The organism is Dyella sp. C9 (assembly GCF_003332825.1).
Taxonomy (GTDB): Bacteria; Pseudomonadota; Gammaproteobacteria; order Xanthomonadales; family Rhodanobacteraceae; genus Dyella.
Genome location: NZ_QIRF01000020.1, coordinates 21,890 through 35,939 on the forward strand (window position 1 = coordinate 21,890; position 14,050 = coordinate 35,939).

A 14,050-nucleotide genomic window follows, 5' to 3' on the forward strand; every position below is an offset into this window, starting at 1 on the left:
AACGGCTCCGGGCGGTGGAGGGGATATCAGCGCTTGTCGATCGGTTTGTCGCACGGGCCGATCGAATAGAGCATGGCGGGCAGGAAGGCGAAGGTGGAGAGCAGCACCGCCAGCAGGCTCAGCAGCAGTACCAGTCCCATGCTTGCGGTGCCGGGGTGACGGGCGATGGCCAGGCTGCCGAAGGCCGTGCCAGTGGTGAGCGCGGAGAACAGGATCGCACGGGCCGTGGGTGAGCCGAGGAACAATCGCATGCCGTGGCGCCAGTTCATCACGAAATAGATGTTGAACGACACGCCCACGCCCAGCAGCAGCGGCAGCGCGATGATGTTGGCGAAGTTGATCGACAACCCGCACAGGCGCGCCAGCAGCGCGGTGAGCAGGGCCGACATCAGCAGCGTGGCGATCACCAGCCCCGCATCGCGCAGGCGACGCAGCACCAGCAACAGCACCACGCCGATCGCCAGCGTGGCCGATACGGCGGCCTGGCGGAACGCGTCGAGGATGGTGTCGGCGGCCTTGATGGTGTCCACCGCCGAGCCGGCGGCGTCCGGCGCCACCTTGTGCACGGCCTGCACGAAGTCGCGCAGGCCCTCGGTCTTCTGTGCCTTTGCGGTGGGCGTGACCTGGACGCGAACCTTGCCATCGGCGGTGAACCAGTCGCGCCGCAGGTCCTCGGGAAGGCTTTGCAGCGTGATCTTTTCCGCCGACAGTGAATCGGCCAGCTGCTTGAGCGTGTACGGCAGGAACTGCGTCAGCGCCTGGTTGGCCATCGCCATTTGCGTGTCGTTGCCCTTGGCGAGCGCGGCCAGCGCCTTGCCGATGCGCAGCAGCGGCGAATTCGCCGGCAGCTGGTTGGCCACGCTGGCGATGCTGTCGCTGGTCTCCCTGGCGGCGGCGCGCATCTCGTCGTAGCTGGGCTTGGCGGCCATTTCACCGGGGTTGAGCACGGCGAACATCAGGTCGGAGGCCTGGCTGATCTGCTCCAGCTTCTCATCCTGGTCGGTGGGTACGAAATCCACGCCCGAAACCACCTGGGCGACCTCGGGCAGGTCGTCCAGTCGCGCGCTCAGCGCCTTGGCGGAAGGCAGGTCCTTGGCGAGCGCATCCATGGTGAAGGGGTTGGTGTTGGGGTCGTCCATCAGTGAGGTGAGCGTGCGCATCGCCTCGCTGTCGGTGCGTTTGGTATGCAGCGGGTTGGCGTCGAACGGAATGGTGATGGCGCCCCACAGTCCGGCCAGGCCCAGCACGATGAAGATGGCCAGCACCGGCTTGCGGTTGCGGCTCAGCCAGGCGTCGGCTTTGGCGCCGCCGGGTAGCGCCACCTCGGCATGCGGCGAGCCCTTTTCCAGCAGGCGCAGCAGGGCAGGCAGCACGGTCAGTGTGCACAGCAGGGCCAGCAGCATGCCGACGCCGGCGATGATGCCCAGCTCGGCCACGCCGGTGAAATCGGTGGGCGCAAACGCGAGGAAGCCGCAGGCGGTGGCCAGCGCGGCCAGGCCGATCTGGCTGACCACGCGATTGGCGGTTTCATGCAGTGAGTCGTCGAAAGTGCGGTCGCTGTACTGGCGCGCGTGCAGGCGTACGCCGAACTGGATGCCGAAGTCGACGGCCAGGCCGACGAACAGCACCGCAAAGGCGACCGATATCAGGTTGAGTCGTCCCACGGCGATGGACGCAAAGCCGAGCGTGTAGATCAGGCCGACCACCAGCGTGATCAGCACCGGCACGATCAGTCGCCACGAGCCCAGCGCAAGCACCAGCCAGAACACCAGCAGCAGGCTGCTGCCCAGTGCAATCGGGCCGGCGCGGTCGGTGAGCGACGCGAACTCTTCGTCGGCGAGCGGCACCGAGCCAGTGTAGTTCACGCGCACACGGCCGGACTTCACCCCGGGCAGTTCCTGCGCCAGTTTCATCATCGCCTCGGTGGCCACCTGGCCAGGCTCCAGTGCGCGGTGATCGAGCACGGGATGGATCAGCACGAACTCCTGCCCGCCACTGGCGCTCACCAGGTTGGGGGTGAGCAGGGCCTGCCACGACAACGGCACGGCATGGCCGGCAACGGCGTCTTCGATGGTCTGGGCGACATTGCCCAGGGCCGCGTCGTAGGAGGACAGGTCCTTCGCCATGCCATGGCGAACGCCCTCGACCATCAGGTCGACACCCTTGAACAGGCCGCGGGCGGACGGGTCGGTGGCCAGCGGTCCGAGCAGCGGCTGCGCCTGCAGCATGCTGTCCAGCGTGTTGTTCAGTTCGTCCTGCGGCAACAGCAGCAGGCCTTCGCGATTGAGGAACGGGCTGATGCCGGGCGTGGACGAGGAGTGAAAGTGTTCCTTGTCCTGCAGCAGTTTTTCGTTCAACGCCTGCGCGGCAATGCGCGCCTCTTCTGCCGTGGGTGCGCGCACCACCGCCGTAAGCGTGTCGCTGAACTGCGGGAACTGTTTCGCGAACGCCATGCTCTGCTGCCGCCAGGGCAGTTGTGCGGAGAACAGGTGGTCGGCGTCCGTGTCGATGCTCAGGCGGGTGGAGGCGCCATACAAGCTCACCGCAGTGACCAGGGCGGCCAGTGCCAGCACGATGAAGTGGTAATGGCCGCTTCGGTCGACCAGCCACACCAGGCCTTTCTGGATCGCTCGGAACACGCGGTGATATCTCCTGGCTTCGAAACGCCCGGCCGTACGTCGAGGCCGAGCCTGACATCCGCAATCACGCGGTCAAGGTTAGCAGGGCCCGGACGGTTCGTGCCCCAGTTGGTGTCCGGCAGCGCCTGCTGCGTCGCGCAGCGCACGGGTGGCCTTGCCCATGCGCGTGGCAAGGCCGGGCAGGCTGGCCAGCAGGCCGGGATGGCGCCCCAGTGCGGCGAGCAGGGCCATGGGGCGCGGGCGTCCCCAGGTGTCGATGCCTGCCTGCAGCGCCGCCGGCACGTCGTCATGGTGTTCGTCGACGATGGCGCGAAGGACGATGAATGGCAGCCCGTGCTCCGTCGCAACGGCGGCTACGGCGGCGCTCTCCATGTCCACGGCAACCGCCATGTGGCGGTCGCGCATGGCCGTCTTCTCATGCGCGCCCAGCACGGGGGTATCGGCGCTCAACAGGATGCCGTGGGTCAACACGGGCCACTGCGTGCCCGCCAGTTGCGCGCCCAGGGTGGTGTGCCAGGCAGGGGAAGGTTGGTAGTCCCGTCCCTGTGCGTCGATTACCAGTGAAGGGCAAAACAGCGTGCCGTTGCGCAGGCCGGGCGCCAGGGCGCCGGCGACGCCAAATGCCACCAGCGCCTTCGCGCCGGCATCGAGCAGGGCCAGTGCGCCGCGCCGCGCCGCCGGCGGCCCCATGCCGCTCAGGTAGAGCAGGCCGCCGTCACGCAGCGGCGTGCACTGTCCCGGTGGCACGGCACGATCCGCCAGTGCTCTCGCCTCGGAGGACAGGGCGGTGACGATGCCGACCGGTTGGGCGTTCACCCGATCGCCTGCGGGGGTGCTTCGGCGCTCAGTTGGCGATAGCGCGCCAGGGCCCACAAGGGGAAGTAGGCGGTGTAGCCGTGGTACTTCAGGAAGAACACGCGAGGAAAGCCCGGCGCGTTGAAACTGGGGTGATGCCACAGTCCCGCCTCGGGTTCGCCTGGCGCCTGCTGGTCGTCCAGCAGCCATCGGATGCCTCGTTGCACCGACTCGCTGGCGTGTTCGCCGGCGGCCAGCAGGCCGAGCACGGCCCAGGCCGTGCTGTGCGGTGTGCTGACTCCGCCATTGCGGCCCCGCAGCGAAGCATCGAAATAGCTGTCGTTGGTTTCCCCCCAGCCGCCATCGGCATGCTGCCGCTCGCGTAGCCAATCGACCGACTTGCGGATCCATGGCTGCTGCATGTCCTCGCCCACCAGGGCCAGGCCTGCGAGCACCGACCAGGTGCCGTAGATGTAATTGGTGCCCCAGCGCCCCCAGTACGAGCCATCCGTGAGTTGGGCCTGTCGGAGATAGGCGATGCAGCGGGCAATGGCGTGGCGGTCCTGTTCGCGGCCCAGCACGCCCAGGAAAGCCAGCACGCGCCCTGAGACATCCTCCGTGGGCGGATCGAGCATGGCACCGTGGTCGGCGAACGGAATCTCGTTGATGTGGTAGTGCGTGTTGTTGCGGTCGAACGCGGCAAAGCCGCCATTGGCCGACTGCATGCCGACCAGCCAGTCGGCGGCACGCTCGATGCGTTCGCGATACGCGCCATCGCGCGTGGTGCCGCGCGTGGCGACATGCAGCAGGCCGGCGACCACGGCGGTGTCATCGAGGTCAGGGTAATATGCATTCGCGTACTGGAAGGCCCAGCCACCGGGCGCCAGGTCGGGCGCCTGTGCCGCCCAGTCGCCCTTGAGTTCGAGTTCCTGCAGGGGTGTCAGCCAGTCAAAGGCCTTTTGCACGGCGGCCTGCGTGACGGCGTCGCCCGAGGCGCGCAGCAGGGCCATCGCGGCCCAGCCGGTGTCCCATACGGGCGATACGCAGGGCTGGCAGAACGCGGTTCCGTCCTCGCGATGCACGATCAGCTTCTGCAGTGAGCGCAGGCAGGTCGCGCGTGCCGGGTCGTCCTTCGCATAGCCGAGCAGGTCCATGGCCTCGAGCGCATTCACCATCGGCGGAAAGATGGCGCCCAGGCCGTCCTCGCCATTGAGGCGGGGCAGGAACCATTGCTCGGCCCTGCGGATCGCCTTGCGGCGAAGTGCGGCGGGAACCAGTGGATCGCAGGCTCGCCCGATCTTGTCCAGCAGCAGGAACAGCCGGCTGACCCGCGTGGTGCTGCTGAAATACTGGCGTTCCAGTTCGGGTGGCGTGACGAACAGTTCGACAATGCCGATGTTGCGCGGATTCTTCGCGCGGGCCTTGAGCGAGCAAAGGATGAACAGCGGAACCATGGTGGCGCGTGCCCAGTACGACACCTTGTCCAGGTGGAACGGGGCCCAGCGCGGAAACAGCATGATTTCCACCGGTACATAGGGCGTGGCGCGCCATGGCACCTGGCCGAACATGGCCAGCAGGATGCGCGTGAACACGTTGGCTTTTGCGGCGCCGCCCAGGGCGAGGATTGCCTCTCTCGCACGGCGCATGTGGGGTGCCGCGGGGTCGTCGCCGGCTGCTTTCAGTGCGTAGTACGCCTTCACCGTGCATGAGATGTCGAGCGCGCCATCGTGATACAGCGGCCAGCCGCCATGCGTGTCCGTGCGCTGCTTGAGGCGGATATAGCGAGCCAGTTTCTCCTGCAGCACGTCATCGATCTCGTCGATGAAATGCATCATCAGGATGTATTCGGAAGAAATGGTGCAGTCCGTTTCGAACTCGAAGCACCAATGCCCGTCCTCGCGCTGTCGCGCGAGCAGGGCGAGCCGGGCACGCTCGATGGCCTGGTCCAGGCGGGTGTCGCGGGCCTGCGTTCGGTGCTCGTCCAGGGTGGCGGCATCATCCATGGAGGAGCCTTGGGTCATAACGTATGGGCGTCCTTGGCGTTTCGCGGGTGAGGCAGTTCGTCGAGGTGGGTCGTGCGGCGGCGGGGCCAAGCGTGCCCGGTCTGCCTGGGTTCGCCCCACTCGGGCGCAAGCGGCGTCAGAGGCAGCTTGCGGGCCGCCGCGGCAAACAGCCAGCGCACGGCGGGGTCGTATTTGTCGGTGAGTCGGGTGAGGCTGATGGTCTGCGCGACGGCGGTGCGCGAGACCTTTACTTCCGAGCCGGAGGCAAAGTCCAGGCGATCCTGAAGGTTGCGCAGGGTGAGTACTGCCAGGCCGATGCTCCACAGGCAGAAACGACGGAAGCCGGCGTGCCTGGCAGGCACGATCAAGGTGTACTCGACGGCGCGGCACAGGTGGGCATGGGCGATGCCGATCAGTTCGATCATGGCCTTCGCGTAGTTGACGTCCTGCTGCCCGGCGCGCAGTTCCTGCAATTGCACGCCGTGACGGGCGAACACATCCTGCGGCAGCCAGCACACGCCATGGCTGCGGTCTTCCCATTGGTCCTTGAGGATGTTGGTCATCTGCAGCCCCTGGCCGAACGAGATGGCAAGGCGCATCAGGGTCGCATGGCGCGGAGCCAGTTCCGGTTCGAAGTCGATCAGGAGCTTGGTGAGCATCTCGCCGACCACGCCGGCCACGCAGTAGCAATAGCGATCCATGTCGCGTTGCGTAGGCAGTCCGTGCAGGCCGACCACGCGTTGGAAGTCATGCATGCCTTGCGACATGATCGTCAGGCATTCCACGATCGCGGCACGCTGGGTTCCGTTGAATGTGCGCGTCACTTCCAGCACCAGCGGAAGGCGGGACAGCAGTTCGCGCTCGCTGTCCGACGTGGCCGGGGATAGCTTGGGCGTGATGTCGGCGGCAAAGCGTTGCGCGTCGCTGCGGCCGGTGACGGCATCGACGAAGGCTGTCTCGTACTGGCCCTTTTGCTGGGCGCTGAAAACCGGTTCGTCCTCGATGGTGTCGGCGATGCGACACAGCAGGTACGCATTGGCGACCACGCCACGCAATGCCAGGGGCAGTTGCGGGATGGTCAATGCGAACGTTCGTGAGACCTTGGGAAGAATCTCGTCCTGATAAGCGCTTGCGTGGCTTGGGGCTACAGCAGCTTGCTTCACTTCGAACATTGGCATGCCTCGGCCTTCTTATGTATTCACATACAGAGAAACGCGCGACGCCGGCATGGTAGCACCCGAATCTCCATAGACGCAGCCTCCCTGGTCAGTCGATCTGAGCAGAGCGAATGTGGTGGAATCGTCGAGGCAGGGTCGCGAGGCCGAGCGGCTGGCGTGACATGTTGCGGATTCCTGCGGGTGGCGTTGCGTTGGCGCGGCTGCCTGCGTACATAATGAACCGCGAAGCCTCGGCGAGTTCACGGAATGCCCGATCTATGTGTTCAGGCTCCATGTGGGTGAAATGCAGGCGGGACGACAGGGTGCGCCTGTCGTGAGGTCCCTGGTTACCGGGGCGACCGGCTTCGTGGGCTCGGCGGTGGCGCGAAGGCTGCTGCAGGAGGGGCATCGGGTGCGCGTGCTTGCGCGCCCGGGGTCGGACCGGAGCAATCTGCAGGGCATCGAGCTGGACGTGGTTGAGGGCGATCTCACGGACGCCACCTCGCTGGCACGTCTTTGCGACGACTGCGATGCGGTGTTCCACGTTGCGGCGGACTACCGCCTGTGGGCTCCCGAGCCGGAGCAGCTGTACCGAACCAACGTCGATGGCACGCGGGCCCTGCTGGATGCCGCGCGGCAGGCGGGCGTGCCGCGCATCGTCTACACCAGCAGCGTGGCAACGCTGGGCATTCCCCTCGATGGTCGGCCGGGCGATGAAGCGACACCGGTGACGGAGGCGGACATGGTGGGTCACTACAAGCGTTCCAAATTCCTTGCCGAGGTGCTGGTGCGGCGCTACGCGGCGGAAGGGCTGCCGGTGGTCATCGTCAATCCGTCCACGCCGGTGGGGCCGCGCGACGTGAAGCCCACGCCGACCGGCAGGGTGGTGCGTGACGCGATGAACGGGCGCCTGCCTGCCTATGTCGATACCGGTCTCAACGTCGTGCATGTGGATGATGTTGCGCGCGGCCACTGGCTGGCCTGCCAGCATGGCGTGGTGGGCGAGCGTTACATCCTGGGCGGCACCAATCTGAGCCTGCGCGAACTGCTGGGTGAGATTGCGGATATCGTGGGTCGCAAGCCGCCGCGCTGGCGTCTTCCGCACGCAGCGGTGATGCCGGTGGCCTATGCTGCGGAGGCGTGGGCGAGACTCAGTGGCAAACCCCCGATCGCCACGGTGGAAGAGGTGCGCATGTCGCGCAAGCGCATGTTTTTCAGCAGTGCCAAGGCTGAGCGCGAACTCGGTTACACGGCCGGTCCCGTGCGGGTCGCACTGGAAGATGCCGTCAACTGGTTTCGCCAGCAGGGCTAGCGCACGAACCGTCGCGCAAGGCGTGCCATGCGAGGGACGAAGGTTGGACGAAGCAAGCGTTCGTCGTAACCGTCCATGCGGTAGGCATCCTGTTCCAGGCACATGTCCAGCAGCTGGCGCAGATTGAGGTCGAGCCCGATCTGCTGGTGGCCGGTTAGCGTGAAATTCGCGTCCTGCATCTCGCCGTTGCCATCGAGGCCCTTGGCAATGCCGATGCGCTCCCAGATCAGGAACATCCACACGCGCATCACTTTCAGCTCGAAGCCGATGCGCTTCCACCAGGGCAGCTGGCGTCGGTACCAGGCCACCCAGTTGGCGAAGAACAGGATATGGCGGGCCTCCTCCTGCATCACCGGCTCGAAGGTTTCGACCAGTTCCGTGGGGAAGTAACCCGTGCGCTTGGCCGATTCGAACAGGCCGAACGCAAAGAAGCTGTCGATGCATTCGCTGTAACCGGTGACCAGCCAGCCCCATTCGGGGTCCTGTGCCACCTCGTATTCCGGCTCGGGGGCGAGTGCGATGCCGTAGGCCGCCACCATCTTGCTCAGCACCACCTTGTGGCGCGCCTCCTCGTCGCCGTCCATGGTGAGCGCCTCGTGCAGCAGCGGGTCGGCCACGGTGGTGGTGTAGGTGGCTACACGGAGCTTGGCCTTGCCCTCGGTCTGCACGGCGATGTCCCAGATCGGCAGCGATGTGATGCGGTGCAGGGCGTCCGGGTCCAGTGCGGGCCAGTCGATCACCGCGGGCTTGTAGGGGTTGTGGGTGTCCAGCAGCATGCGGCAGAACAGCCGCTTGTGGGCGTCCGATCCGATGCGGATGCGCCCGGGTTCGCCACCCGCCCAGTGGCGCATGGCGTGGTCGGCGGCTGCGACGGTGGCTTGCTGGGTCATCGATCACCTCCGGGTCAGGTCAATCCGCTGTCCTGCGGCTGCTTCAATGCTTGCTTGCGCCTTGCACGCCAGCCCTTGTGCAGGCGCCGCGCCTCGGCCCATTGCCAGGAAAGCAGGGCAGGCACGCCAAAGCCGACTTCGCGTGCGCGCTTCACCAGCGACAGTGCGATGGCCGCGTCGGGTGGCAGGCCGATGATGCCGCCAAACAGCACCAGGCCGCCCTCCTGCACGCCGAGGCCGGCGGGGACGAAAAAGATGATGTGGCGCACCGCCTGCGTGACGGCCTCGATGGCGATGGCATCCCACACCGAGATGGGGAAGCCCAGCAGCTGCAGGGCCAGCCAGCTTTCGAAGCTGCCCACCACGAAGCCGGCCAGCTGCCACAGGCAGGCCGCGCTGAGGCGCCAGGGGTGCGCATAGAGGGCGTGGATTTCCTGGTCGAGACGGTGGCCATCGAGCAGCTCGGTGAAGCGCGAAGGGCCGCCCAGCACCTTGCCGGCAAAGGCCTCCAGTCGTGAAAACAAACGTCCGTGGCGCAACAGCACGAACAGGCCGATGGGTAGCGGCAGGCTGGCCACCAGTGCGCCGATGACCGAGTTGAGGGTGCCGATGTGCTCGGTAAGGCCGATCAGCAGCAAAATGCCCAGTGCCGCGAACAGGTACTGGCTGACTAGGGTCAGCAGCACTTCGATCACCACGCTGGCCGCGACGGCGGCACCATCGATGCCTCGCCATTTTACCAGGCGGATGCCGACGATCTCGCCGCCGATGTTGGCGACGGGCAATAGGCGGTTGCAGGCTTCGCGTACGGTTGCCGCCCAGAACAGGAACGGTATGCCGGCGCGCCCCTGCGGGTCGCGAGGTGCCAGCAGGGCGCGCCAGCCGAACACATCCAGAAGCAGTGGAGCCGCATGGAAGGGCAGCAGCCACAGCAGCGCCCAGCCGGCGTGGTCGAACGCACTGCGGATGGCGGACCAGTCCTGGTGAACCACCAGCACCACCGCGGCGATCAGGCCGGCGAGTCCGGCGAGGTAGACGAGATACTTCATGCAGCAGCCGGATCCCCGAAGCCATGGCAAAGCTCGCAATGCAGGGCGATGGCGGCGCGCACCCTGGGCGAGAGCAGCGCCGCCAGTTCGTCAGCATGGCGATAGCTCGCCATGCTGACGGTGAGTTCACCATGCGTGGCCGGATGCAGGTACAGCTCGGACAATCCGTCGGGCAGTTGCTCCACTACATCGAGCAGGGTTTGTTCATCCATGCCGCCACTGTGGCGGATGCCGAAGACATGGTCGTTGCAACGCACTCCGGCGCGCCGCAGCCGGTGGCGCATGAGGGCAATCCAGGGGCGCAGCCACGGTCCGGTGCCCGGCTCGGAGGGAAGGCGTACGGCGCGCAGCCCGTAGTCGCGCCCAATGGAGAGCAGCAGCGAAAGCACGGTGGGATGAAGGTGGAAGTGCTTGTGCGCGTTGACGTGGTCGAGCGCCAGGCCCGTAGCCGCATAGGCCTCGAACTGCGCACGGATCTCGGCGGCCAGCTGGCGCCGCACGCGGGGCAGGAAAAAGAAGCGAGCGCCATCGCGGGCCATGGCGTCGCCGAAGCGTCCCTGTGCGTCCACCAGGTCCGGGATGCGCTCGGGCGGCAGTGCAGCCTGGCCATCCGCCAGTACCAGGTGCATGCCCACGGCCAGGCCTGGCAGGCGCCGCGCGCGCTCGACGGCATCTTCGGCGGCGGGTGCCGTCACCATCAGGCTGGCGGCGCGCAGCACGCCGTCGCGGTAGCCTCGTTCGACCGCCTGGTTTACCGCCTCGTGCAGGCCGAAATCATCGGCCGTCACGATAAGGCGTGGTCGCGCGCGTGCCTGCGAAACGCTCATGGGTGACGCTCGGTTGTCGCTCAGGCCTCGTGCGCATGCAGGAAGCGGAAGAACTCCACGCCTTCGCGCAGCCTGCGCCGGGTCATCTCCCAGCTCCCGGCCATTTCCTTGACGATCTCCCAGATCTTGGACGGCCGGAAATAGAAGCTGCGGTAGAAGGTTTCCACGCCGTGGAAGATCTCTTCCTTGGACAGGTGCGGGTAGCTGATCAAGGCCAGCTGCACGCCCTTGTCATTGACCAGGTTCACGGCCTCGTTGGGCTGCAGCCAGCCGTTCTCGATGGCCTGCTTGTACAGCGTGGTGCCCGGATAGGGCGCCGCCAGCGACACCTGGATGGTGTGCGGGTTGATTTCCTTGGCGTACTGGATGGTGCGCGCGATGGTTTCCTTGGTTTCGCCGGGCAGGCCGAGGATGAAGGTGCCATGCACGGTAATGCCCAGCTTGCGGCAGTTCTCGGTGAAGGTGCGGGCGATGTCGGTGCGCAGGCCCTTCTTGATGTTGTGCAGGATCTGGTCGTCACCCGATTCGTAGCCCACCAGCAGCAGGCGCAGGCCGTTTTCCTTCATGATCTTGAGCGACTCGTAGGGCACATTGGCCTTGGCGTTGCAGCTCCAGGTCCAGCCCATGGCGTGCAGGCCGCGGGCGATGTCGTGCACGCGGTCCATGTTGGAGCTGTCGGTAAAGGTGTCGTCGTCGAACATCAGTTCGCGCACCTCCGGCATGTTCTCCTTGATCCAGCGTGCTTCGGTCAGGACGTTGGCTGCCGAGCGCACACGGTAGCGATGGCCGCCCACCGTCTGCGGCCACAGGCAGAACGTGCATTTGGAGCGGCAGCCGCGGCCCGTGTAGATCGACACATACGGGTGCTTGAGGTACCCGATGAAATAGCGGTCGATCTTCAGGTCGCGCTTGTAGACTGGTGCCACGAAGGGCAGGTCGTCCATGTTCTCGATGGTGGCGCGTGGCGGATTGTGTTGCACGCTGCCGTCCTCGAGCTTGTAGCTGAGGCCGGTGATGTCCTTGAAGGGGCGCCCCTCGGCGACCTCCTTGCAGGTGTAGTCGAATTCCTCGCGGGCGACGAAATCGATCGCAGGGGAGGCCTGCAGCGAGCCGGTGGGGTCGACCGCCACCTTGGCGCCGACCATACCGATCAGTATCCCTGGCCGGCGTTCCTTCAGTAGCTCGGCGAACTTTGCGTCAGTGGGAAACGAGGGGGTGCTGGTATGAATGATCACCAGGTCGTAGACGGCCGCAAGGTTGAGGGTGTCCTCCACCGACAGCTCCTCCACCGGCGCGTCCAGCACCCGCGACCCTGGCACCAGTGCGGCTGGCTGCGCGAGCCAGGTGGGATACCAGAAACTCTTGATCTCTCGCTTGGCCTGGTAACGCGAGCCCGCGCCACCATCGAAACCGTCGAAGGACGGGGCCTGCAGAAAAAGCGTCTTCATGGGTTTGGCAAGCTCCTGCAGCAGTCTGACCTGGGTCCGCAATGAGTCCTCAACCACACATCTACCACAGCACATGACCAATGCCGCTCAAGGCGGTCGCGTAGGCGCGTGCTTGCGCGCATGCAATACCTGTCCGCGCCAGTGCACCCGCCAGCGAACCAGTGCGCCCGCCCATTCCAGCAGCAACAGCCCATCTCGGAAAGGGGTGAGCCAAATGTCACGCCAAGGTGAAGGGCGAGCGGTGTCACGCCAGGACACACCATACCGCAAAATGCGTGCGCTACAGCCGGCGATGGCCAGTAGTGCATTCAGTGTCGATGGAGCGAGCGCTACTCCAAGCAGCAGCACCGGCCACGTGAAACACACGAAAGTCATCGCAAAACCCAGCGGTGAGATGGCGCGTATCGTGCGCAGCCAGCGCAGTTCATGGGTCCATAGGCTGTGCATCTCGCCTTCATTCACGCGGGTGCCGACCACCAGTGGCGACAGCACGGTACGCAAGCCCCTGGCGCGGCTCAGTTCGCCGATCCAGAAGTCGTCCGCGAGCGTGTCCCGCAAAGCCTCGAGGCCGCCGATGGCATCGAGTGTTTCGCGGCGCAGTGCGATGGTTGAGCCGAATGCAAAGCGGCTTGAGCCAAACGCGTGCGTCAGGCGCACCGAGGGCGCGAACCAGTCGTCGATGAACAGGCAGCCCAGGCGCGACCACAGGTTACCCCGGGCGATGCCGTGATAAAGGCAGGTGACGATGCCGGTATCGTGCTCCGCGAGCGGCGCAGTGACCTGCGCCAGGTAATCCGTTGGCACACGGATGTCACTGTCGGCCAATACCAGAAGGTCGTGGCTCGCATGCTCGACGAGGTTGATGAGGTTGCTTACTTTCAGGTTGGCGCCGTGGACGCGCGTGTCGATCACCAGGGTGATCAGGCGCCGGGGGAACTCGCGCTGAAGCCGTTGCACGATCGCTATGGCCGGGTCTTCGGGGTCACGCACGCCGAACAGCAATTCGTATGCCGGGTAATCCTGTTCGCAGTAACCGCGCAAGTCCTCGTAAAGCCCGGGTTCGGCGCCGTGCAGGGGCTTGAGCACACTTGTCGGTCGGCCTGGTCGCGCGTTCACGTCCGCCTGGGGATGTTCGCTTCGGCGCCGGCTTGCGATACCCGCCCACAGGCTGCAGCACGCGTATCCCGTTGCGGCGATGCATAGCGCCGTACCCAGCCATGCTAAGAGGTTGTCGGCGACGATAGTGGGTGGCATGGAAGATCGTGTGGTCGCATTCCAGCTTTCAGCCTAAAGTTAACTCATGAAACCGTTCCGTAGTGCACTTTCATCGTTGGCGCGGTTCGCATGGCAGGCGCGGACGCTCCTGCTGGCGGGATTGGCGCTCGGGTTTTGCATCCCCCTTGCGCGCGCATCGGCGCCGTCGCCGACACCGGCGCCGGAGGAGAGGGCGGTCATTCCCGCTGCCGCGTCGGCCATCGTGGGCGACTGGATGGTGGCCAGCAAGGACGCCATCATCCGGATCGGGCGGGTCGGCGATACCTTCGAAGGGCATATCGCCTGGCAGTTGCACGATACGTATGGCCCGGAAGATGGCCCCGAACTCAATGGCAGGATCGTCACGGACCGACATAATCCCGACCCCGCATTGCGAGAGCGTCCACTGACTGGGCTGAGGTTGGTGTGGGGGCTCCGCTACGACGCTGGCAGTGGCGAGTGGCTGGATGGCCAGGTCTATGACAGCGACAACGGAAAGACCTACCACTGCCAGGTACGCCTGATCGATGCCGATCACCTGAGCCTGCGCGGCTACATCGGCATCAGCCTGCTCGGCGGCAGCACCACCTGGAGCCGCTCGCAAGTGCCTGCGGCCGCATCATCGAGTGCGCCCTGAACGGCGAGGGGCTACTCGGCAGTACCCATCCTTTGCTAG

At 65.8% G+C, this 14,050-nt stretch carries 11 protein-coding genes; 2 read left to right on the forward strand and 9 right to left on the reverse strand.

Features of this window, described 5'->3' with window-relative positions; all coding sequences use genetic code 11:
- Positions 1-26: 26 nt before the first annotated feature.
- The 4 genes from DVU99_RS17575 to DVU99_RS17590 form a co-directional block, all read right to left on the reverse strand.
- On the reverse strand, positions 27-2,639 hold the full coding sequence (locus tag DVU99_RS17575; RefSeq protein ID WP_114241534.1) for an MMPL family transporter: 2,613 nt from the start codon (positions 2,637-2,639) through the stop codon (positions 27-29).
- A 78-nt stretch (positions 2,640-2,717) separates the two neighbouring features.
- Complete coding sequence (locus tag DVU99_RS17580) at positions 2,718-3,455, reverse strand: purine and other phosphorylase-like protein, family 1 (protein WP_198670372.1); 738 nt, start codon at positions 3,453-3,455, stop codon at positions 2,718-2,720.
- Positions 3,452-5,437, reverse strand: a complete 1,986-nt coding sequence (shc, locus tag DVU99_RS17585; protein ID WP_114241535.1) for a squalene--hopene cyclase — start codon at positions 5,435-5,437, stop codon at positions 3,452-3,454. Before shc ends, DVU99_RS17580 begins: the two co-directional genes overlap by 4 nt.
- Positions 5,438-5,451: 14 nt before the next feature.
- A complete protein-coding gene (locus DVU99_RS17590; protein ID WP_343126336.1) occupies positions 5,452-6,615 on the reverse strand; it encodes a phytoene/squalene synthase family protein in 1,164 nt (387 codons plus the stop codon).
- A gap of 313 nt (positions 6,616-6,928) precedes the next feature.
- On the opposite strand from DVU99_RS17590, the gene hpnA reads away from it, so the two are divergent.
- A complete protein-coding gene (gene hpnA / locus DVU99_RS17595) occupies positions 6,929-7,906 on the forward strand; it encodes a hopanoid-associated sugar epimerase (protein WP_232823647.1) in 978 nt (325 codons plus the stop codon).
- Here the strand turns inward: hpnA and DVU99_RS17600 are convergent.
- From DVU99_RS17600 to hpnI, 5 genes are all read right to left on the reverse strand, one after another.
- Entirely contained in the window at positions 7,903-8,796 is an 894-nt protein-coding gene (locus DVU99_RS17600) for a ferritin-like domain-containing protein (RefSeq protein WP_114241538.1), read from the reverse strand. The genes hpnA and DVU99_RS17600 overlap by 4 nt on opposite strands.
- 14 nt (positions 8,797-8,810) lie before the next feature.
- Entirely contained in the window at positions 8,811-9,845 is a 1,035-nt protein-coding gene (locus DVU99_RS17605) for a lysylphosphatidylglycerol synthase domain-containing protein (RefSeq protein WP_114241539.1), read from the reverse strand.
- Positions 9,842-10,672: a hopanoid biosynthesis-associated protein HpnK gene (gene hpnK, locus DVU99_RS17610; RefSeq protein ID WP_114241540.1), complete on the reverse strand. Its 831-nt coding sequence runs from the start codon at positions 10,670-10,672 to the stop codon at positions 9,842-9,844. The genes DVU99_RS17605 and hpnK overlap by 4 nt, the downstream gene beginning before the upstream one ends.
- A 20-nt stretch (positions 10,673-10,692) precedes the next feature.
- Positions 10,693-12,120, reverse strand: a complete 1,428-nt coding sequence (hpnJ, locus tag DVU99_RS17615) for a hopanoid biosynthesis associated radical SAM protein HpnJ (protein ID WP_114241541.1) — start codon at positions 12,118-12,120, stop codon at positions 10,693-10,695.
- 87 nt (positions 12,121-12,207) lie between these two features.
- Positions 12,208-13,374 (reverse strand): bacteriohopanetetrol glucosamine biosynthesis glycosyltransferase HpnI, encoded by a 1,167-nt coding sequence (gene hpnI, locus DVU99_RS17620; protein WP_114241542.1) that lies wholly within the window; start codon positions 13,372-13,374, stop codon positions 12,208-12,210.
- 46 nt (positions 13,375-13,420) lie between these two features.
- Here hpnI and DVU99_RS17625 point away from each other — a divergent pair, with 46 nt between their 5' ends.
- The gene (locus DVU99_RS17625; protein ID WP_114241543.1) at positions 13,421-14,011 is read left to right on the forward strand and encodes a DUF2147 domain-containing protein; all 591 of its coding nucleotides are present in this window, start codon (positions 13,421-13,423) and stop codon (positions 14,009-14,011) included.
- Positions 14,012-14,050 lie beyond the last annotated feature (39 nt).

What these genes read in the sequence shown, in the direction of transcription:
- hpnI (WP_114241542.1), bottom strand. Translation starts at nt 13,374, where the DNA reads ATGCCACCCACTATCGTCGCCGACAACCTCTTAGCATGGCTGGGTACG.
- shc (WP_114241535.1), bottom strand. Translation starts at nt 5,437, where the DNA reads ATGGATGATGCCGCCACCCTGGACGAGCACCGAACGCAGGCCCGCGAC.
- DVU99_RS17605 (WP_114241539.1), bottom strand. Translation starts at nt 9,845, where the DNA reads ATGAAGTATCTCGTCTACCTCGCCGGACTCGCCGGCCTGATCGCCGCG.
- DVU99_RS17590 (WP_343126336.1), bottom strand. Translation starts at nt 6,615, where the DNA reads ATGCCAATGTTCGAAGTGAAGCAAGCTGCTGTAGCCCCAAGCCACGCA.
- DVU99_RS17625 (WP_114241543.1), top strand. Translation starts at nt 13,421, where the DNA reads ATGAAACCGTTCCGTAGTGCACTTTCATCGTTGGCGCGGTTCGCATGG.
- DVU99_RS17600 (WP_114241538.1), bottom strand. Translation starts at nt 8,796, where the DNA reads ATGACCCAGCAAGCCACCGTCGCAGCCGCCGACCACGCCATGCGCCAC.
- hpnJ (WP_114241541.1), bottom strand. Translation starts at nt 12,120, where the DNA reads ATGAAGACGCTTTTTCTGCAGGCCCCGTCCTTCGACGGTTTCGATGGT.
- hpnK (WP_114241540.1), bottom strand. Translation starts at nt 10,672, where the DNA reads ATGAGCGTTTCGCAGGCACGCGCGCGACCACGCCTTATCGTGACGGCC.